This window comes from Geothrix campi, from assembly GCF_024609265.1.
Lineage (GTDB): Bacteria > Acidobacteriota > Holophagae > Holophagales > Holophagaceae > Geothrix > Geothrix campi.
The window spans coordinates 173,774-193,569 of sequence record NZ_JANHMP010000003.1 but is presented as its reverse complement, the minus strand read 5'-3'; the positions used below and the strand labels follow the sequence as shown (position 1 = coordinate 193,569).

Annotated in this window: 13 protein-coding genes and 1 pseudogene; 7 read left to right on the top strand and 7 right to left on the bottom strand. The window is 67.1% G+C overall.

Annotated features, from left to right (window positions below):
• Positions 1-364 precede the first annotated feature (364 nt).
• The 3 genes from NOV65_RS12710 (at position 365) to NOV65_RS12700 (ending at position 4,193) form a co-directional block, all read left to right on the top strand.
• Positions 365-2,962, top strand: coding sequence for an OmcA/MtrC family decaheme c-type cytochrome (locus NOV65_RS12710; protein ID WP_257306839.1), 2,598 nt, complete (start codon positions 365-367; stop codon positions 2,960-2,962).
• Between the two features lie 132 nt (positions 2,963-3,094).
• Positions 3,095-3,433 carry a ComEA family DNA-binding protein gene (locus NOV65_RS12705; RefSeq protein ID WP_257306838.1) on the top strand — a complete coding sequence of 113 codons (339 nt, stop codon included), beginning with the start codon at positions 3,095-3,097 and terminating at the stop codon, positions 3,431-3,433.
• A gap of 313 nt (positions 3,434-3,746) precedes the next feature.
• Positions 3,747-4,193 carry an RrF2 family transcriptional regulator gene (locus NOV65_RS12700; protein WP_257306837.1) on the top strand — a complete coding sequence of 149 codons (447 nt, stop codon included), beginning with the start codon at positions 3,747-3,749 and terminating at the stop codon, positions 4,191-4,193.
• Between the two features lie 72 nt (positions 4,194-4,265).
• On the opposite strand, the gene NOV65_RS12695 is transcribed toward NOV65_RS12700, so the two are convergent.
• The 5 genes and pseudogenes from NOV65_RS12695 to NOV65_RS12670 all read right to left on the bottom strand — a co-directional run bounded on the left by NOV65_RS12695 (position 4,266) and on the right by NOV65_RS12670 (position 13,147).
• Entirely contained in the window at positions 4,266-4,811 is a 546-nt protein-coding gene (locus NOV65_RS12695; protein ID WP_257306836.1) for an RrF2 family transcriptional regulator, read from the bottom strand.
• Between the two features lie 140 nt (positions 4,812-4,951).
• On the bottom strand, positions 4,952-5,944 hold the full coding sequence (locus NOV65_RS12690; RefSeq protein ID WP_257306835.1) for a dihydroorotate dehydrogenase-like protein: 993 nt from the start codon (positions 5,942-5,944) through the stop codon (positions 4,952-4,954).
• 11 nt (positions 5,945-5,955) lie between these two features.
• Positions 5,956-9,518 (bottom strand): annotated as a pseudogene (nifJ, locus tag NOV65_RS12685) (pyruvate:ferredoxin (flavodoxin) oxidoreductase).
• A gap of 142 nt (positions 9,519-9,660) precedes the next feature.
• Entirely contained in the window at positions 9,661-12,438 is a 2,778-nt protein-coding gene (gltA, locus tag NOV65_RS12675) for an NADPH-dependent glutamate synthase (RefSeq protein ID WP_257306833.1), read from the bottom strand.
• 142 nt (positions 12,439-12,580) lie between these two features.
• Positions 12,581-13,147: a response regulator gene (locus tag NOV65_RS12670; RefSeq protein WP_257307284.1), complete on the bottom strand. Its 567-nt coding sequence runs from the start codon at positions 13,145-13,147 to the stop codon at positions 12,581-12,583.
• A gap of 185 nt (positions 13,148-13,332) precedes the next feature.
• Between NOV65_RS12670 and NOV65_RS12665 the strand changes: the two genes are divergently transcribed.
• From NOV65_RS12665 to NOV65_RS12655, 3 genes are all read left to right on the top strand, one after another.
• Positions 13,333-13,779 (top strand): hypothetical protein, encoded by a 447-nt coding sequence (locus NOV65_RS12665; protein ID WP_257306832.1) that lies wholly within the window; start codon positions 13,333-13,335, stop codon positions 13,777-13,779.
• A gap of 187 nt (positions 13,780-13,966) precedes the next feature.
• Positions 13,967-15,064 carry a prephenate dehydratase gene (pheA, locus tag NOV65_RS12660; RefSeq protein ID WP_257306831.1) on the top strand — a complete coding sequence of 366 codons (1,098 nt, stop codon included), beginning with the start codon at positions 13,967-13,969 and terminating at the stop codon, positions 15,062-15,064.
• On the top strand, positions 15,061-16,401 hold the full coding sequence (locus NOV65_RS12655) for a 3-deoxy-7-phosphoheptulonate synthase class II (protein WP_257306830.1): 1,341 nt from the start codon (positions 15,061-15,063) through the stop codon (positions 16,399-16,401). The genes pheA and NOV65_RS12655 overlap by 4 nt, the downstream gene beginning before the upstream one ends.
• Before the next feature lie 9 nt (positions 16,402-16,410).
• On the opposite strand, the gene NOV65_RS12650 is transcribed toward NOV65_RS12655, so the two are convergent.
• On the bottom strand, positions 16,411-17,415 hold the full coding sequence (locus NOV65_RS12650) for an isoaspartyl peptidase/L-asparaginase (protein ID WP_257306829.1): 1,005 nt from the start codon (positions 17,413-17,415) through the stop codon (positions 16,411-16,413).
• 9 nt (positions 17,416-17,424) lie between these two features.
• A complete protein-coding gene (gene moaA, locus NOV65_RS12645) occupies positions 17,425-18,429 on the bottom strand; it encodes a GTP 3',8-cyclase MoaA (protein ID WP_257306828.1) in 1,005 nt (334 codons plus the stop codon).
• 59 nt (positions 18,430-18,488) lie between these two features.
• Here moaA and NOV65_RS12640 point away from each other — a divergent pair, with 59 nt between their 5' ends.
• Positions 18,489-19,733, top strand: coding sequence for a hypothetical protein (locus tag NOV65_RS12640; RefSeq protein WP_257306827.1), 1,245 nt, complete (start codon positions 18,489-18,491; stop codon positions 19,731-19,733).
• Positions 19,734-19,796 lie beyond the last annotated feature (63 nt).

The window sequence follows — 19,796 nt, the reverse complement described above, 5'->3', positions numbered from 1 at the left end:
CCTTGTTTTGTCATGCCCGCTCCGATCGCCAGGTGGACTGGCTGGGAAGCATCCCGGGGGAAGGGGGAATTTCGCGGCAATCCAGGTATGGGAAATGATTCGCAACATCAATAAGAGGTATTTTGTTTTTACAATTTATGACCAGCAGGTGACAAACGTCACAAGGGTGGTTGACTGGTTAAATTACCGGTAGATCATCATTGACGAATCCCCGATGGAACTCTCCTCCCGGGAGGTGCGTGTGTTGTTTGTGTCACAGGCTGCCAGCGCGAGCAGCCGAATTGCATCCACGCTCCTCCCCGGCCTGCGGGAGTGTCCCCTACCCCCCACAACAGCAGCTCGACTCCTCAAAGGAGAATGCAGCATGCAACACCGACCCTTGAAACAACTCTGCGGCGCCCTCGCCGCGGCCGCCGTGCTCCTCGCGCTGGTCGCCTGTGACGGCAAGACAGGCCCGGCCGGCGCCAACGGCACGAACGGCACGAACGGCACGAACGGCACGAACGGAACCAACGGCACCAATGCCGTTCCCCTGGTCGACGTCACCAAGGTGACTCCCGAGCAGTGGGCCGCCCTCAAGCCCGTGGGCCAGGTCACCGGTGTCACCATGGGCGCCGCCCCGGTGGTGTCCTTCAAGCTAACTGACGCGGCCGGGACGCCCATCGTGGGCCTCGGCGCTGCCACATCGAAGAGCTCCACCGCGCTCCTGCCGAGCTATCCCAACCTGGCCTTCGCCATCGCGAAGCTGGTTCCCGAGGATGCGACCACGAAGGCCCCCAGCAAGTGGGTCAGCTACATCGTGACCAGCACGCCCACCACCACCGCCGCTGCGGCCCCCACCCGGCCCACGACCGACAACACGGGCACCCTGGTGGACAACGGCGACGGCACTTACAAATACACCTTCTACCGCGACATCACCAAGGTCCAGGCGGCTCTGGATGCGGCGACCTACACCGCGCCCAGCGCCAAGGCCGACCTGGGTGACGTGACCTACGCGCCCAGCCTGGTCCACCGCATCACCCTGCAGTTCTCCGGCGCCGCGCGCGGAACCGGCAGCAACACCGCCAATGGCGTGACCGTGACACCCTCCGTCAACATGGAGAACCCCATCAACGTGATCTATGACTTCGTGCCAGCCACCGGTGCCCCTCTGGCCGCCGGGGCGGACAACCGCGACGTCGTAGCCATCGGCAACTGCAATCAGTGCCACGACAAGCTCGCCTTCCACGGTGGTGGCCGGGTCGAAGTGCGCTACTGCGCCGTCTGCCACACCGATCAGCGCAAGTTCGGTTATGCCGAAGCTGCCACCACGGCCACGGGCTATGACGCCGTCGCCGGTCAGCGCAAGATCAATGGCGGCGCCGTGGGCGATCTGACCGCCATGGCCCACCGGATCCACATGGGTGCCGAACTGACCAAGGACGGCTACAACTACGCCAACGTCAAGTTCGAGAAGCTCGGCTACTCGATGCTGGATGGTGGTCAGCGCATGTGCTCCAAGTGCCACGATGGCGTGGCCCAGGCCCAGAACTGGAACCTCAAGCCCAGCCGTCTGGCTTGCGGCACCTGCCACGACCAGGTGGACTTCGCCACGGGCGTGAACCACATGCCGGGCAGCACCGTGCCTCAGACCGATGACGCGGCTTGCAGCATCTGCCACGGTTCGGCTGACATCAAGACCTATCACATGACCCTCAATGTGACGCCCCACAATCCGACGGTCGCCGCCGGCCTGGTGAACTTCACCTATGAGATCAAGTCCGCCGCCGTCGCCGGTACCACTGCGACGGTCGTGTTCCGGATCAAGGCTGATGGCACCCCTGTCACCTTCAACGCCGCCGCCGCCGCGATGGCGAATCCCCTCACGGGCTTCACCGGCGCCCCCGGCTTCCTGTTCGCCTATGCCCAGGACCAGGACGGTATCACCGCGCCCGCCGACTACAACAACCTTGGCCTCAAGAACGGCCAGCCCCTGTCGGTTTCCATCGCCGCCCTGCTGGATACCAACAAGGCCCTGACTTCTGGCACGATGTCCGCCGCGGCGGATGCCGACGGCTACTACACAGCGACGGTCCTCAACGCGTTCCCCGCCACCGCCACATTGCGTTCCGTCGCGCTGCAGGGCTACTTCACCCAGGTCAGCCCGGCCGCCGCCCGTCACACTATTTCCGTGGTCAAGACCGTCACGGGTGACACGGCTCGCCGCACCGTCATCGATTCCGCCAAGTGCGCGAACTGCCACGAGTGGTTCGAAGGTCATGGCGGCAACCGCGTCTACGAAGTCCAGGTTTGCGTCACCTGCCACGTTCCCGGCCTCACCACCAGCGGCCGCGGCACCTCCGACGCCCAGATCACCGCCTACTTCACTGCCGGCAGCGGCAAAGTCCTCTCCCTCAAGGATCAGGTTTCCCTGAAGGCCTGGACGGGCATCGACTTCACCACCAACCCCGTTCCGACCAACCCGAATGTGGCCCTGAAGTTCCCCCAGACCACCAACAACTTCAAGGACATGATCCACGGCATCCACGCCGGCGCGGATCGCACCAATCCCATCGCCATCGCGCGTAATCGCGGCGGCTCGCTCACCATCGTGGACGGCGCCCGGATCGGCTTCCCCGGCATCCTGAGCAACTGCCAGAGCTGCCACACGCCCTCGGGCTACAACCTGCCCACCACGGGCAAGCTGTTCGCCAGCCGCGAATTGGCTGACAACGGCGCCATCTTGACCACCACGGACGCCCAGGCCTCTCTGGATACTGTCAGCGCCACGGACAAGATGATCACCCCGTTCACAGCTGCCTGCGTCACCTGCCACGACAGCGCTCCCGCCAAGGCCCACATGGTCACCAACGGTGGCCAGATCCTGGTGAACCGCAGCGCCTTGAACATCGCCGGTGAAGCTTGCGCCACCTGCCACGGCAAGGGTTCTCAGTTCGACCCCGTCGTCCTCCACAAGTAGGTACATGGCCCGGGAAGGGCGGTGCATGCCGCCCTTCTCACAATCAAGCTCGACCCGGGTACGTGACCGTATCCGGGTCGTGTTTGTGTTTTTCTTTTCCGGGGATTCAGGCACCCCTTCACGGAGACACCCATGACGATCCGCCTCATCCGGACCTCCCTGGCCGCCGGCATGCTCCTGTTGACCGCTGGGCTCCCGGTGACGGCCCAAGGCTCGCCGGCCATGAAGGGCAAGGCGCCGGCCACCAACGCCAGGGCGAAAGGGAAGCTGAAGCCCGTGGACATCAACAGCGCCACCAGGAACGAGCTGGGCTTCATGCTGGGCATCCCGGAGGAGCTGGCCGCCAAGATCGTGGCGGGGCGGCCCTACCGCTCCAAGGCGCACCTCCTCACGCGCAACATCGTCTCCGCCGAGGTCTACGCGAAGATCAAGGACCGGGTCGTCGCCAAGCAATCGGGCCCGGTTCGCTAGCAACCCCGCCGAACGCGGCTCGGCCGATCCTGGCCGGATCGGAGAAGCCGCGGTTCGCGGGTTCTGTCTCCTTAGATTCAGGCTGCCGGGCTTCCCACCCTGAGGCGGATCGGCCCAGGGATGGAAGCCATTGTCATGGCCTCGGCCCGCCGGGAATGTGAGACAGCCGGGCCTCCTTACCCGGGGTCCATTTGCAGATCTTTTCCAATCAGCACGCAGATGGTGACGCAAGTCACAAGGGTGGTTGACTCGTTAGATTACCGGATGATCCTCATTGAAGAGACTCCGAAAGCCCCCTTGCCTGGAGGTGTGTGTGCTACCCCTTTCCCAGACCACCGGTTACGCGTTGCGCGCCATGCGCTGCCTCCAGGAACCAGGGGGCCAACCCGTCCTGGTGGAGTCCGTGGCGGACTACACCGGCATTCCGAGATCCTATCTGTCGAAACTCGTCCACAAACTGGCCAAGAAGGGCCTGGTCAATGCGCGGCGAGGGCATCACGGCGGCGTGGTCCTGGCCAAGCCCGCCGCAGAGATCACGCTCGAGGATCTCTCCGAGGCCATCGACGGTGTGTCCTGGCGGAAGCGCTGCCTGGTGGGCCTGGCGGGCTGCTCGGAAGAGACGCCTTGCGTCCTCCATGAATACTGGAAGGAAACCTTGGCCGAGATCCTGGTGCGCTTGCGTTCAGTCACCTTGGCGGACATGTCCCGCCACCATGATCCCGGGGTGGAGCGCTTCCGCGCCGACCACGGCCTCGCCTGAACGTCGACAGGCACCACAAGCAAAGGGCGCCCGCCTGGGCGCCCTTTGCTTGTGGGGAAGGTGGTTTGCCGGTCAGGCCTTCTTGGCGGCCGTCTTCGCGGCGGCGGGCTTGCGGGCGGGAGCCTTGGTCGCGGCGGGCTTAGCCGCCTTCTTGGGCCGGGGCTTCAGCTTCTTTTCGGGCAGTGCATCCGCCAGGCGCCAGGTGCGGCTGTGCTGTTCGAACGTGCGGATCTCTTCCAGGGAGATGTCCTTCAGGCACCGGTGGATGTGGTCGCGCTCGGCTTTCCAGAAGGTGTGGGCGGGGCAGGCCCGCTCGTCACTGCACTCCTTGAAGCCGAGGAGGCACTGGTTGCGCCACTCGGCGCCGTCCACGGCCTCGGCGATGAGGTCGAGAGTGATCTCCTTTGCGGCCAGGGCCAGCACCACACCGCCCTTGTTGCCACGCTTGGCCATCACCAGGCCCACCTTCGCCAGCTTGTGGATCATCTTGGAGAGGTAGGGACGGGGGAAGCCGGTGCGCGCGGCCACGTCCACCACCAGCGTGGGCTTGCCGCCGGGATCCTCGAGGCAGCTCATGGCCAGGACTGCGTAACCGGAGGATTGGGACAGTGGGAGCATGGTCACCTACACAGGAATGGAAGATGATTCGATCCTGAATGATAGACGATCTTCAGGTCAATCACATCCAAAGAGTGTGATTTCTTTCACAATGCGCGAGACCCCCGGCGGACCGGGGGTCTCGTGAGAAAAAACCAGATCTATGCCTTCCACCCATTGAGGATGCGCATGTAGTTGGCGCGGGTGAAGGCCTGGATGTTCGGGCATTTCTGGAGGCTCATGCTACCCCGGGCCTGGGCCAGGGAATCGTATTCGTGCTCCTCCAGCCACTCGGCCAGGTCGGCGCGGGTCTGGGCCAGGCGTTCCGGCCCATGGATCAGGAGGGCGGAGACCATCTGCACCGCGTCGGCACCAGCCATGACGGCCTTGAGGGCCCCGATGCCGTCGTGGACGCCGCCGGTGACGGCAAGGCTGCCTTTCACGTGGTTGCGCAGCACGGCCAGCCAGCGCAGGCGGAGCAGCAGATCCTCGGGGCCTGAGAGCTGCAGGCTGGGTTCGGCAGTCAGCTCCTCCACGTTGATGTCGGGCTGGAAGAACCGGTTGAAGAGCACCAGGCCATCGGCGCCCGCCGCCTCCAGCTCCACGGCGAAGTGCGCCAGGGAGGAGAAGAAGGGCGAAAGCTTCACGGCGACGGGGATCTTCACCTGGGATTTCACGGTGCGCACGATGTCGAGGGTGCGCTTCTCGACTGCGGCGGAGGATTCCTTCGGGTCCGTCGCCAGGTAGTAGACGTTGAGCTCCAGGGCATCGGCCCCGGCCTCCTCCATGAGCTTGCCGTAGTGCAGCCAGCCCGCGGGCGTGGTGCCGTTCAGGGAGGCGATGACCGGAATGGCCACCGCCGCCTTGATGCGGCGGAGCTGTTCGAGGTACTTCTCGGGCCCCAGGCGGAACTCGTCGGCCTTCGGGAAGAAGGAAAGGGCCTCGGCGCTGGTATTCGCGCTGAGCTCCATGTCCATGATCGTGCCCTGCTCTTCACGGGTGATCTGCTCCTCGAAGAGCGAGTGCATGACGATGGCGGAGGCGCCGGCATCTTCGAGACGCTTGACCATGCCCATGTCGTCGACCATGGGCGAGGCGCCCGCCATCAACGGATGGGCCAGCTTGAGGCCGAGGTAGGTAGTGGAGAGGTTCATGGCGTCTCCCTTCAGCTTTCCTTGGCCGTGACGGACAGCTTGGCGAGCTGTTCGTAGACGGAGTAGCGGTTGGTGGTGTCGAGCTGGGCCTGAGCCATGAGCTTCTGGAAGTGCTCGGGGTTCTGCTGCTCGATCATGCGGTAGCGGGTCTCATTGCGGACGTACTGGAGCATGGGGACCTTGGGCGCGCCGGAATCCATCTGCAGGGGCACTTCGCCCTTCTCCAGGCGGCGGGGATCGAAGCGGAACAGCGGCCAGTGGCCGGAGTCCACGGCGAGCTTCTGCTGGTCGGCGCCGTGGGCCAGGTCGTAGCCGTGGGCGATGCAGTGGCTGTAGGCCAGGATGAGGCTGGGTCCGTTGTAGGACTCGGCTTCCTGGAAGGCCTTCACGGTCTGCGCGTCGCGGAAGCCGAAGGCGACCTTGGCCACGTAGATGCCGCCGTAGGTCATGGCGATCATGCTCAGGTCCTTCTTGGGCATGCTCTTGCCGGCCATGGCGAACTTGGCGCCGGCGCCCATGGGCGTGGACTTGGAAGCCTGGCCGCCGGTGTTCGAGTAGACCTCGGTGTCGAGCACCAGGACGTTCACGTTGCGGCCGGAGGCGAGGACGTGATCGAGGCCGCCGTAGCCGATGTCGTAGGCCCAGCCGTCGCCGCCCACGATCCAGACGCTCTTGTTGACCAGGTAGTCGGCCAGGTCGTTCAGCATGCGGGCTTCGGGCTCCTTGAGAGCCGCCAGCTTCTGCTTGAGGATCGCCACCCGCTCGCGCTGGGCCTTGATGCCGGCCTCGGAGGTCTGGTCCGCGGTGGCGATGCCGGTGATGAGCTCATCGCCGAGCTGGGCGGCCAGGCGGTGCATCAGCTCCAGGGCGAATTCCTGGTGCTTGTCCACGGAGAGGCGCATGCCCAGGCCGAATTCCGCGTTGTCTTCGAACAGGCTGTTGGCCCAGGCGGGGCCGCGGCCGTCCTTGTTCACGGTGTAGGGCGTGGTGGGCAGGTTGCCGCCGTAGATGCTGGAGCAGCCCGTGGCATTGGCGATCAGGGTGCGGTCGCCGAAGAGCTGGGTGAGCAGCTTGATGTAGGGTGTCTCGCCGCAGCCGGAGCAGGCGCCGGAGAACTCGAAGAGCGGCTCGAGGAACTGGCTGCCCTTCACGTCCAGCTTGACCTTGGTGCGATCGGCCTCGGGCAGGTCCAGGAAGAACTTGAAGTTGGCGGCTTCGGGCTCGCGCAGCGGAGCCTGGGCCACCATGTCGATGGCCTTGTGCTTCGGATTGCTCTTGTCCTTGGCGGGGCAGACTTCCACGCAGAGGGTGCAGCCGGTGCAGTCCTCGGGGGCCACCTGGATGGTGTATTTCTGGCCCTTGTACTCGGCGCCCTTGTAATCCACGGCCTTGAAGGTGGCGGGAGCGCCTTCGAGCTCGGACGGATCGTAGACCTTGGCGCGGATGGCGGCGTGGGGACAGGCCATCGCGCACTTGTTGCACTGGATGCAGATGGAGGCGTCCCACTCGGGGATCTCCAGGGCGATGTTGCGCTTCTCCCACTTGGTGGTGGCCAGGGGCCAGGTGCCATCCACGGGGAAGGCGCTGACGGGCAGAAGGTCGCCTTTGCCCTCCATCATCACGGCGGTGACGCGCTTGACGAAGTCTGGGGCCTCGTCGGGCACCACGGGGGGCCGCATGCGGGACGAGGTGACGGCCGCGGGCACCTTCACCTGATGGAGGTGGGCCAGGGTCTCATCCACTGCCAGGAAGTTCTGCTGGACGATCGCATCGCCCTTCTTGCCGTAGGTCTTCTTGATGGCCTTCTTGATCTGCTCGATGGCCTCCTCGCGGGGCAGCACACCGGAGATGGCGAAGAAGCAGGTCTGCATGATCGTGTTGATGCGGACGCCCATGCCCGTGTTCTTGGCCACTTCGTAGGCATCGATCACGTAGAACTTGAGCTGCTTCTCGACGATGGCCTCCTGCACTTCCCGGGGCAGCGTGTCCCAGACCGTCTCGGCGCTGTGGGGCGTGTTCAGCAGGAAGGTGGCGCCGGGGGCGGCGGGCTCGAGCATTTCGTACTTCTCGAGGAAGCTGGTCTGGTGGCAGGCGATGAAGTTGGCCTTGGTCACCAGGTAGGCGCTCTTGATGGGGCGGGGGCCGAAGCGCAGGTGGCTGATGGTGATGGCACCGGACTTCTTGGAGTCGTAGACGAAGTAGCCCTGGCCGTAGTTGGGGGTCTCTTCCGCGATGATCTTGATGGAGTTCTTGTTCGCACCCACCGTGCCATCGGCGCCGAGGCCGTAGAACAGGGCGCGGGTCACGTCGCTGGGCTCCACGTCGAAGCTCGCGTCGTAGGGCAGGGAGCTGTGGCTCACATCGTCCATGATGCCGATGGTGAAGTGGTTCTTCGGCTTGTCCTGGGCCAGGTTGTCGTAGATGGCCTTGACCATGGCCGGGGTGAATTCCTTGGAGGACAGGCCGTAGCGGCCGCCCACGACGATGGGATCGAGCTTGGTGTGGCCTTCCTCGCGACCCTCGCGCAGGGCGGCGATCACGTCCAGGTGCATGGGGTCGGCGGGCGCGCCGGGTTCCTTGCAGCGGTCCAGCACGGCCAGCTTCTTCACAGAGGCGGGCAGGGCGCGGACGAACTCGGAGATGGCGAAGGGCCTGAAGAGGCGGACCTTCAGGACGCCCACCTTCTCACCCTGCTTCACGGCCCAATCGACGTATTCGTGGGTGACGTCGCAGCTCGAGCCCATGGTCACGACCACGCGCTCGGCCTCAGGGTGGCCATAGTAGTCGTAGAGACGGTAGTTGCGGCCCGTCAGGGCGCCGAAGCGGTCCATCTCCTGCTGCACGATCGCGGGGAAGGCGGCGTAGAACGGGGTGCAGGCCTCGCGGGCCTGGAAGAAGGTGTCGGGATTCTGGGCGGTGCCGCGCAGGACGGGGGCATCCGGCGTCAGGGCCATCTTGCGGAACTTGGCCACCAGCTCGTCGGGCACCATGTGGCGCAGGTCCTCGTCGTTGAGGATCTCGATCTTGGCGATCTCGTGGCTGGTACGGAAGCCGTCGAAGAAGTGGAGGATGGGCACCCGGCTGCGCAGAGTGGCGGCGTGTGGCTGATGGCCGCGAAGTCGTGGGCCTGCTGCACGCTCTCGGAGCTGAGCATGGCGAAGCCGGTCTGGCGGCAGGCCATCACGTCCGAGTGGTCGCCGAAGATGCTGAGCGCGTGGGCGGCCAGGGTGCGGGCGGTGACGTGCATGCAGAAGGGCGTCAGCTCGCCGGCGATCTTGTACATGTTCGGGATCATCAGGAGCAGGCCCTGGGACGCCGTGAAGGTCGTCGTGAGGCTGCCGGCCTGGAGCGAGCCGTGGACCGCGCCCGCGGCGCCGCCCTCCGACTGCATCTCGATCACCGAGGGAATGGTCTTCCAGACGTTGGTCTTGCCCTGGGAGCTCCACTCATCCGCCCACTCGCCCATGTTCGAGGAGGGCGTGATGGGGTAGATGGCGATGACTTCGCTGAGGCGATGGGCGACCGAGGCGGTGGCCTCGTTCCCATCCAGGGTCTTCATCACTCGCTGGGTCATGGTTCGCTCCTTCCGGGGGTGGCACGCGGGGCGCATCCGAAGATAGATTTCAGGACAGGCAATGGCATTTCAGGACAGGCAATACAGCACGGCCATCATATCTGATGGATGGGTCAATATTCATCACAACCCGGTCGAGTGGTCAGACCGCAACCTGGGGCTCCCCCATGAGGCGGCGGTGGATGGCGGCGGCGGCCCGGCGACCCTGGCCCATGGCCAGGATGACCGTGGCACCGCCGGTGATGACGTCGCCCCCGGCGAAGACGCCGGGAAGAGAGGTCTCGCCGGTTTCATTGTCAACCACAACAACCCCGCCCTTGAGGGTCTTGAGGCCCTTGTCGGTCTGGGCGATGAGCGGGTTCACGTCGAACCCGAGGGCCACCACCAGGGTGTCGCAGGGGATCATGATGCGTTCGTCCGTCATCTTGGGGCTGCGGCGGCCGTCGGGGCCGGGCTCGCCCAGTTCCATGACGGCGCACTCGGCGTGGGTCATCCAACCCTTGTCGTTGCCGTGAAGCTGCACGGGCGTGGTGAGGAACTTGAACTCCACGCCCTCTTCCTGGGCGTGTTCGAGCTCCTCCTTGCGGGCCGTGGATTCCTTCACGGTGCGGCGGTAGACCACCGTCACATGCTCGGCGCCCATGCGGCGGGCGGCGCGGGAGGCGTCCATGGCGGTGTTGCCCGCGCCCACGATGATGACGTGCTTGCCGACAGTGACCGGGGTGGAGTACTCCGGGAAGAGGTCGGCGCGCATGAGGTTGATGCGGGTGAGGAACTCGTTCGCGGTGTAGACGCCCTTGTACTCCTCGCCCGGGATGCCCATCATCTTGGGCAGGCCGGCGCCGGTGCCCATGAAGATGGCGTCGTTCTCCTGGCGGAGGTCATCCAGGGTCATGCTGCGGCCCACGAGGGTGTTCATGACGAACTTCACGCCCAGGCGGCGGAGGGTCTCCACCTCCTGGTCCACGACCTTGTTGGGGAGGCGGAACTCGGGGATGCCGTAGAGCATCACGCCGCCGGGCTTGTGGAGGGCGTCGTAGACCGTGACGCGATGGCCCTTCTTGATGAGCTCGCCGGCCACCGTGAGGCCCGCGGGGCCCGCGCCGATGACGGCCACCTGCTTGCCCGTGGGGGCTTCGACGGGGGGCAGCTCCGTGGAGCCCAGCATGGAATCACAGGCGAAGCGCTCCAGGCGGCCGATGGAGACGGGCAGGCCCTTGATGCCCACCACGCACTTGATCTCGCACTGCTTCTCCTGGGGGCAGACGCGGCCACACACGGAGCCCAGCGAGGAGCTTTCCTTGATGACCCGGGCGGCGGCCTGCGGATCCTCGTTGACGATCTGCTGCAGGAAGGCCGGGATGTTGATGCTCACCGGGCAGCCCTCGATGCAGGCGGGGTGTTTGCACATGATGCAGCGGGCGGCTTCCAGCTTGGCCTGCTCGGGCGACAGGCCCAGGCTCACCTCGTCGAAGTTGCACACGCGCAGCTCGGGCGGCTGACAGGCCATCTCCTGGCGGGGGATCTTCATCTTCTGGCTGGGCTTGATGGCGCGCAGGTCGAGGTTCTGCCAGTCGAGCTCGGTGACGGGGTCGTTCAGGTACTTGGAGTAGTCCACGGGGCCGGTGGCGGCCACGCGGCCGATCTTGCACTGGTCGGGCTCACAGATGTCCTTCTCTTCCTGCTTGTACCAGTCGGACCGCATGCGGAGCATGTTGAAGTCCACCTGGTGGCCATCGAAGTCGGGGCCGTCGAAGCAGGCGAACTTGGTCTGGCCGCCCACGCTGACGCGGCAGCCGCCGCACATGCCTGTGCCGTCCACCATGAGGGCGTTGAGACTCACCAGGGTGAAGATGCCGTGGGGCTTCGTCAGGTCGGACACGGCCCGCATCATGGGCAGGGGCCCCACGGCCACCACCTGGGCGACCTTCTCCCGGGCGATGACATCCTTGAGGGCGTCGGTCACCAGGCCCTGGCGACCCAGGGTGCCGTCATCGGTGGTGACGATCAGTTCAGCGGAAGCCGCGCCCAGCTCGTCGGCCAGCAGCACGCGCTCCTTGCTGCGGCCGCCCAGGATGGTGATGACCCGGCGGCCCTGGGCGTGGAGTGCCTCGGCAGCGGGCAGGATAGCGGCGGAACCGTAGCCGCCCGCCATCAGCACGATGGTGCCCTCCTCCACCAGCTCGGTGGGGGTGCCCATGGGGCCGGCCACGGCGTAGAACCGGTCGCCGGCGCTGAGGCGGCCCATGGCCTTCGTGGTGGCGCCGACCTCCTGCATGATGAAGTGGATGTAGCCCTTCTTCGCGTCACCGCCCGCCAGGGTGAGGGGGATGCGCTCACTCTCGGGGAAGGGGGCCACCATGAAGAACTGACCGGGCTTGCGGCCCCGGGCCACCTGGGGCGCCTGCACGATGAAGGACCAGGTCTCGGGCGCGATGAGCTTCTTCTCGAGGATCAGGTAGCCGTCCTGGGTCTCGTCCTCAGACCAGTACAGGGACTTGCCCTTGAGGAGGGGCAGCATGAGCTTCTCCTCCGTCTCGATGTGGTCGCGGATCAGGTCCACGAGGCGCTGGCCCAGCAAGGTGAGGGACCGGGGAGCCCGGACCTGGCCCTCGTTGATTTCGGCCAGCAGCTGCAGGTCCAGGTCCCACATCTGGCGGTGGTCCTCCTGGAGGCGCTGGAGCAGGGCTTCCGCCCCGATTTCCTCCAGCAAGGGGAAGAGCTCCCGCTCCTCGGCCTCGTTGTGGGGCTTCAGCACTTCGAAGATCCACTTGGCACCGAGGTCCACGGCCTTCCAATCCCCGGCCCCCAGGGCCTCCGCCATGCGGGTGAGCCGTTCCTGGGCCTCCTGATGGGTGGCATGCCAGTGCGGCGCGGGCAGATTCTCGGCGGTGATCAGCTGATTGGCCGTGTCGGACATGGACGCCTCCAGATCCGTTCAGCATGCGACGACCTGGGAGGGATTTCTGTGTCTAAAAACCTAATCGGGACCACTTGTGACTCATGCCACAGGAGGCTTGAATCACAAGGACTTAGCTAAGGCATTTACCATTCTGTATGGATTATTTGGTTGTATATCTTCCGGCTTGGCCGCCCAGGACTTCCCGGGCCCTGGTGACCAGCTGCCGCACTCGGAAGGGCTTTTGGAGGAAACCGTCCGGGGGCAGGTCGGCCAGGCCCTCCAGGGATTCCACCTGGGTGTAGCCACTGGTGAGGAGGATGGGGACACCCGGGGCCAGGTGACGGATCAAGCGGAAGGCTTCGGCACCGCCCATGCGGGGCATGATCATGTCGAGCAGCACCAGATCCACCGCCTCGCGGCCGGTCCTAAACAGCTCCACGGCCTCCAGGCCATCGCGGGCCTCCAGGACGCGGAAACCGCCCTGCTCGAGGGCGATGCGAGCCAGATCCCGGATGATGGGCTCATCGTCCACCACCAGGATTGTCCCGGATACCAGGGGCGTTGGGGACGCCGCCGAGGCGGCCGACCTCCGGTCCACGCGGGATCGGAGCGTCGCCACCACGGAGAGGACCAGGGCCACTCCGCCCATGAACAGGAGCCGGGGCGGGGGATGTCCGCCCACGCTGCGGCCTGCCGTCCCCCAGACCAGCAGGGTCCCTCCCACCACCAATAACAAAACTGCGGCCAGCCGCTCCGGCCCGCGGGCAGGGGGCCGTTTGGAGGCAGTCGGAGGCGATGGCAGGGGCGGAAGCATGGGGGCCGGGGATGTCCCATGGTAACGGTCTTTGAGTGGGGGCCGGCCACCATGGATTCCCGGCCTGCGGTAGGGTGGAAGCCCCGGAGGCCTCACCTGTGGACCTGCTCGATGAATTCCTGCCCTATGCCCAGAGTTGCCTGAAGCACCCCTCCGAACGGGCCCGCCTCGCGGCCCTGCTGACGCTGTGGGTGGCCAAGTGGCGCGGGAAGCACCGGGTGCTGGACCACTCCCGCAGCCACCACGGCGCCTTCCTCCACTTCAACCAGTTCATGGATGGCAAGTGGGTGCAGGCCTTCACCTTCGTGGCCACTCGGCGCGAGGGCGTCTGCCTGCGGGGCCCGGATCCAGACCGCACCCGCAAATCCCACAAGTTCCGGCACAACCCCCTGGACGCCGCACCCCTGGATGCCTTGTTCGAAGCCTGGACCCTGCACCCGGAAGCCCGGCCCGCGGGCCATGCCGTGGAGTTCTTCCTGGAAGAGACGCCCGACGAAACCTGGGCGGCCTGCCTGGCCGAGGTGCTGGCGAATCTGGGCGCCTGAATCCCTTGCAGATCAAGGCCTTTTCCGTCAAAGTGTCTAGACCGCGATGACTACCTCCCGCCGCTTCTTCCCCTTTAGCTTTCGCACCTCGGGTGCGAGGGTAGGCGGCGTCTAGAATCCGGAACCGCTTCCGCCATCGCCCCCGAGACCCACAAGGCTCGGGGGTTTTTGCATTCCAGGAGTGCCCATGACTGAGCTCCCATCCCTTCCCGGCCTCCGTCAGGCCATCGACGCCGTGGACGACCAGATGCTGGATCTGCTGAACCGCCGGGCGGCCCTGGCCGCGGAGGTGGGTCGTCTGAAAGGGGCCGCCGCGCCCGAGGCGCTCTTCCACGCCCCGGCCCGGGAGCGGGAGGTGCTGGCCCGCCTGGAGGCCGAAAACACCGGGCCCTTCCCCCCGGCGGCCGTGCGCACGGTCTTCCAGGAGATCATGAGCGCCTGCCTCAGCCTGGAGAAGCCGCTGCGGGTGGCCTTCCTGGGCCCCGAGGGTACCTTCACCCACCTGGCGGCCCGGCACCAGTTCGGCGGTTCGGGCCAGGCCCTGCCCCAGGGCACCATCCAGGCGGTGTTCCAGGCCGTGGAACGTCAGCGCGCCGACTACGGCGTGGTGCCCGTGGAGAACGCCACTGAGGGTGCGGTGGACACCACCCTGGACGCCTTCCTCGACAGCCCGTTGCGCATCTGCGCCGAGATCCTCCTGCCCGTGGATCAGGCCCTGCTGCTGCGGCCTGGCCTGGATCTGGGCGGCGTGCGTCGGGTCTACTCCCATCCCCAGGCCCTGGGTCAGTGCCGTCGCTGGCTGGAGACGCACCTGCCCCAGGCCGATCGCGTCGAGGCGCCCTCCACCTCCGAAGCCGCCCGCCTGGCCCGGGAGGACGCTGAGGGCGCCGCCGTGGCGTCGGAGCTGGCCGCGGACCTCTTCGGCCTGCAGGTGGCCGAAACGAAGATCCAGGATCTGGCGGCCAACGCCACCCGGTTCCTGGTGCTGGGGCCCAAGTCCGCCGAGCCCACGGGCCGCGATCGCACCACCTTGCTGGCCATGGCCCAGGACGGCCCCGGCGCCCTGCTGCGCCTGCTGGAACCCCTGGCCCGCCGGGGCCTGAACCTCAGCCGCATCCAGAGCCGGCCCACCCGGCGCAAGCTCTGGGAGTACGCGTTCTTCCTCGATGTGGAGGGCCATGCGGAAGAGCCCGCCATGGCCGAGGCCCTGGTCGAACTGCGGGACGCCTGCGCCTCGCTCAAGGTGCTGGGCAGCTATCCCAGGGCCGCGGAGGTGGCGCGATGACCACAGCGGCGATGGCGAAGGACTGGACTCCCGATTCCTGGCGCGGCCGACCCGCGGCTCAGCAGCCGCGCTACCGCGATGCCGCCGCCGTGGAGACCGCTCTGGTGGAGCTGCGGGAGCTGCCGCCCCTGGTGGTGGCCGAGGAGGTGGACCACCTGCGCAGCCTGATCGCCGAGGCCGCCGCGGGGAAACGCTTCCTCCTCCAGGGCGGCGACTGTGCCGAGGCCTTCGCCGACTGCCGCGGCGCCATCATCCAGGACAAGCTCCGGGTGCTGCTCCAGATGTCCGTGCTCATCACCCATGGCGGGCGCACGGGCGTCGTCCACCTGGGCCGCATCGCGGGCCAGTACGCCAAGCCCCGGAGCGGCGACACGGAGGTGGTGGATGGCCGCCGAGTGCCGGTCTACCGCGGGGACCTCATTAATGGACTCGATCCGGATCAGCGCGAGGCCGACCCCCGGCGCCTGCTGGAGGCCTACCACCGCGCCGCGGCCACCCTCAACCACCTGCGGGCCCTGGTGGACGGCGGCTTCGCGGATCTGCACAACCCCGAGCACTGGGACCTGCCCTGGAGTCGGGAGGACGCGGGCCACTACCTGGAGACGCTGGAGCAGGTGCGGGCCTCCCTCGACTTCGTGAAGTGTCTGGGCGGCCTGCCCGAACACCTCCGCACTGGCGAGCTGTTCACCAGCCATGAGGCCCTGCACCTGCCCTTCGAGACGGCTCTCACGCGCTGGGTGCCGGAGAAGCAGGCCCACTACAACCTGGGCGCCCACTTCCTCTGGATCGGCGAGCGCACCCGCCAGCTGGACGGTGCCCACCTGGAGTACATCCGCGGCCTGGCTAACCCCATCGGCCTCAAGGTGGGTCCGGCCATGACGCCCGATGACCTGCGCGCCACCCTGGCGAAGCTGGACCCCCAGCGCCAGTCGGGCCGCCTCACCCTCATCACTCGCTTCGGTGCCGGCAAGGCCGGGCGTGTCCTCCCGGCCCTCATCGAAGCTGCCCGGGCCGAAGGCCACCCAGTCCTGTGGAGCTGCGATCCCATGCACGGCAATGGGCGGACGACCAAGGGGGGGCTCAAGACCCGGGCCTTCGGCGACATCCTCCAGGAGCTGCAGGAGGTGGCCGACGTGCACCGCGCCCATGGCTCGAGGTTGCGCGCCGTCCACTTCGAGCTCACCGGCGAACCCGTCACCGAGTGCACCGGCGGCGTCGAAGGCCTCGACGAAGCGGGCCTCCACGCCGCCTACCGCAGCGGCTGCGACCCCCGCCTCAACCGCAGCCAGAGCCTCGAAATGGCCTTCCTCATCGCGCAGATGATGCGGCGACCCTGAAGAGCGCGGCTATTCCCTGACGCTCCACGCCATCTGGTGGCGGTAGTCCGTCACGAAGGCCTTCTTTTCGGCGGAGTAGTTGCAGCCGCCGCCGGTGGTGGCGGGGCCCACGGCGATAAGGCCCAGGTCGATGTCGGGGGGAAAGGCCTTGAGGGCTCGGTCCACGGCCTCCTGGGCGGTGAGGCCCTGGGCCAGCAGATCGTAGGTCGTCTTGGCCACCAGGTGCTTGATGATGTCCTCGCCGTTGCCGGTGCAGGCCACGGCGCCCTTGGGCCCGGCGTAGATGCCCGCGCCGAACATGGGCACGTCCCCCACGCGGCCGTAGAAGGTGATGGTGGTGCCGCCGGTGCTGATGGCGGCGGCGAAATGGCCCTTCGCGTCGCGGGTGACGCAGCCCACGGTGTCTGAGGGGCCGAGAGCCTCTTTCAGGGGCGTGGGGAAGTTCCAGGCCTTCTTCCAGTCGTAGCGCTTCCAGGCCTCGAGCTGGCGGGGATCCGAGCCCTTGAGGATGGCCTGCACGCGCTCGAAGCGGGCCTTGTTCTCGGCGCAGGTGGGGTCGTAGTCGGGGAAGCCCATGGCCCGGGCGAACCGCGTGGCGCCTTCGCCCACGATGAGAATGTGGGGTGTGTCCATGACCTTGCGGGCCACCAACACGGGGTTCTTCACCCGCTCGATAGCGGCCACCGCTCCGAAGCCGCCGGTGGCGCCGTCCATGCAGGCGGCGTCCATCTGGATGGTCTTGCCGTCGAGACGGATGTTGGCGCCGGTGCCGGCGTTGAAGCGGGGATCATTCTCCAGCACCACCACGCCGGCCAGGGCGGCATCCAAGGCGGAGGCGCCGGATTTCAGCGCCGCCAGCGCCTTCGCTGCCGCGGGGTCCGTGCCATCCATGCGGGAACGGGGGCTGCCGGCCCCGCCGTGGACGACGGCCGCGGGTGGGAGGGCCGGTGGCGCGGCCTCGAGGAACGAGCCCAGGAGGAGGGCAGTGAGGGTGATCCGGAAGGGGGAGGACATGCCGTGATCCTACCCTCCGATGCGCGACATCTCCACCTTGGGCAGGTTGGGCGTGGCGCCGTGCCGGATCTCGGAGTAGTGGTCCTCCCGCCGTTTCCAATGGAAGGCCAGCAGGGAGGCGAGGCTCGCGTCCGTGTGCCCCCCGCGGAGGAAGCTCCGGAGGTCCAGGCTCTGGCCCGCGAAGAGGCAGGTGTAGAGCCGCCCCTCGGCGGACAGGCGCGCCCGGTCGCAGCCTCGGCAGAAGGGGGCCGTGACGGAGGCGACGAGGCCGACCTCGCCCTTGCCATCCCGGTAGCGCCAGGTCCGGGCCACCGCACCGTCCCCGTTCACCATGGGTTCGAGGGGCCACCGGGATTCGAGAATCTGGCGCACCTGGGTGGCGGGAACCACGGCCTCCATCTGCCAGCCATTGGTGGTGCCCACATCCATGAATTCGATGAAGCGCAGGGTATGTCCGCCCTCCCGGGCGAAGGCGGCGAGGTCGAGGATCTCGTCGTCGTTCACGCCACGTTTGAGGACGCAATTGAGTTTGAGGGGGCCGAATCCCGCGGCTCGCGCGGCCTCCAGCCCCGCCAGCACGCGCTCCAGAGGCAGATCCGTGTCGCTGATGGCCCGGAAGCGCTCGGGGCGGAGGGTGTCGAGGCTCATGGTGAGCCGCCGGAGCCCCGCGGCCTTCAGCGCCGGGGCCTGCTCGGCCAGGAGGGCCCCGTTGGTGGTGAGGGCCAGGTCATCGAGGCCGGGCACCTCCGCGAGCATCCGGACCAGGGCGGGCAGCTCGCGGCGCATGAGGGGCTCGCCTCCGGTGAGGCGGACCTTGGTGACCCCGAGGGCGGTGAAAACCCGCACCAGCCGTGTGATCTCCTCGAAGCTGAGCAGGGCCTCCCGGGGCAGGAAGGTGTAGTCCGGCCCGAAGACATCCTTGGGCATGCAGTAGGTGCAGCGGAAGTTGCAGCGGTCGGTGACCGAAATGCGCAGCGCCTTGAGGGGGCGGTCCAGAGTGTCGCGAGGCTCCATTCCACAAGCATAAATTCCTTTCCTGCGGCAGAATGGATTGTTTGATTGGACCTTCAAAAATGGGCTTTTTCGATCGATTCCGTTCTCGTGCCGAAGAGGCGCCGCTGCCGGGACTCGCCGTCCTGCTGGAGGCCCGCGGTCTGTCCACCGATCTGCCGGGGCTTACCGCCCTGTTTCCAGCCTTCGATGCCCACCGGAAGCCCGAGGAGCGCGAGGCCTGGGCGGATGCCCTGGCTGAGGTGCATCGCCAGGGCCTGCCCCTGCCGGAGCCCTGGATCGACGCCCAGGACCACCTGCTGCCGGAACTCGTGCCCACCTGGCAGGCCGAGCGCGAGGGCCGCTGGAGCCGGGGCTTCATTGATGGCTTGAGCCAGCGCATCCGCGTGGGCGAGGTGGTGATGCCCACCGCCTGGCTGCGGATTTGGGACCAGCCCGCCGACGACGTCCTGGATCTGGCCCTGGAGCACCTGCGCCTGCGCAGCGAGGCCGGGTTCGTGCGGCTGCCTTCGGGCATCTACCGCGGCCCCTGGCGCGACGGGGCCGATGCGGCCCGCTTGCTGCTGCCGGAGATCTGGCACGGCCTCTTCAAGGATCAGCACCCCTTCCTCGCCATCCCCTCGGCGGGCACCCTGCTGGCGGCACCCCAGATCCTGCTGCCCAAGCTCATCGAGGAGGTGGGCCGGTCCATCCAGGCCGGGGACCCCGTCCTCCAGCTGGCCGTGCTGGAGCGCATCGGCGACAAGCTGGTGACGGCCCGGCTGCAGGATCCCCATCCCATGTCCGCTCCCCAGAAGGAACTCAAGCACCTGGATCTGCTGGAGGCCCTGCGGCAGCAGGAGAAGGACCTGGATCCCGCCCTGGGTCGCCCAGCCCCGGTCCTCATGCTGAAAACCTCCCAGGGTAAGCCGCTCACCATGGCCACCTGGGCTGCCGGAGCGCCGGTCCTGCTTCCCGAGACGGACCTCATCGCCTTCGCCGACGAAGAGGGCGCGCCGCTGGGCATCTGCTGGCGCCAGTCCCTGCCCCGCATCAACGAGTTGCGCGGGGAGGGCGTGGCCATCTGGGGCCCCCGCCGGGTGCGCTATGACGGCTTCCCCACACCCGAGCAACTGGCCCGTTTGGAACAGTTCGCCACCGCCGAGCAGATGAAGGCCCTCCAGGCGCAGCCCGGTGCCCAGCCCGGCGCCCGGCCCGCTGCCCCGAAGGCCGCGGCTCCCGCCGGCGCCCCATTCAGCGCCCAGGGAGCGGCACCGCTGCCCAGGCATCTGCGGGGCGCTGGGTTGGGTGTGCAGGATAAGGAATAGCCCGGCTCGTCCCATGGGAGAACCTGGACGGATGTAAAAACGGCGGCGGCCTTTAGGGGACCG

Excerpts from the sequence above, each read along its gene's own strand:
- NOV65_RS12710 (WP_257306839.1), top strand. The coding sequence starts at position 365 with ATGCAACACCGACCCTTGAAACAACTCTGCGGCGCCCTCGCCGCGGCC.
- NOV65_RS12705 (WP_257306838.1), top strand. The coding sequence starts at position 3,095 with ATGACGATCCGCCTCATCCGGACCTCCCTGGCCGCCGGCATGCTCCTG.
- NOV65_RS12695 (WP_257306836.1), bottom strand. The coding sequence starts at position 4,811 with ATGCTCCCACTGTCCCAATCCTCCGGTTACGCAGTCCTGGCCATGAGC.
- NOV65_RS12690 (WP_257306835.1), bottom strand. The coding sequence starts at position 5,944 with ATGAACCTCTCCACTACCTACCTCGGCCTCAAGCTGGCCCATCCGTTG.
- gltA (WP_257306833.1), bottom strand. The coding sequence starts at position 12,438 with ATGTCCGACACGGCCAATCAGCTGATCACCGCCGAGAATCTGCCCGCG.
- pheA (WP_257306831.1), top strand. The coding sequence starts at position 13,967 with ATGACTGAGCTCCCATCCCTTCCCGGCCTCCGTCAGGCCATCGACGCC.
- NOV65_RS12655 (WP_257306830.1), top strand. The coding sequence starts at position 15,061 with ATGACCACAGCGGCGATGGCGAAGGACTGGACTCCCGATTCCTGGCGC.
- NOV65_RS12650 (WP_257306829.1), bottom strand. The coding sequence starts at position 17,415 with ATGTCCTCCCCCTTCCGGATCACCCTCACTGCCCTCCTCCTGGGCTCG.
- moaA (WP_257306828.1), bottom strand. The coding sequence starts at position 18,429 with ATGGAGCCTCGCGACACTCTGGACCGCCCCCTCAAGGCGCTGCGCATT.
- NOV65_RS12640 (WP_257306827.1), top strand. The coding sequence starts at position 18,489 with ATGGGCTTTTTCGATCGATTCCGTTCTCGTGCCGAAGAGGCGCCGCTG.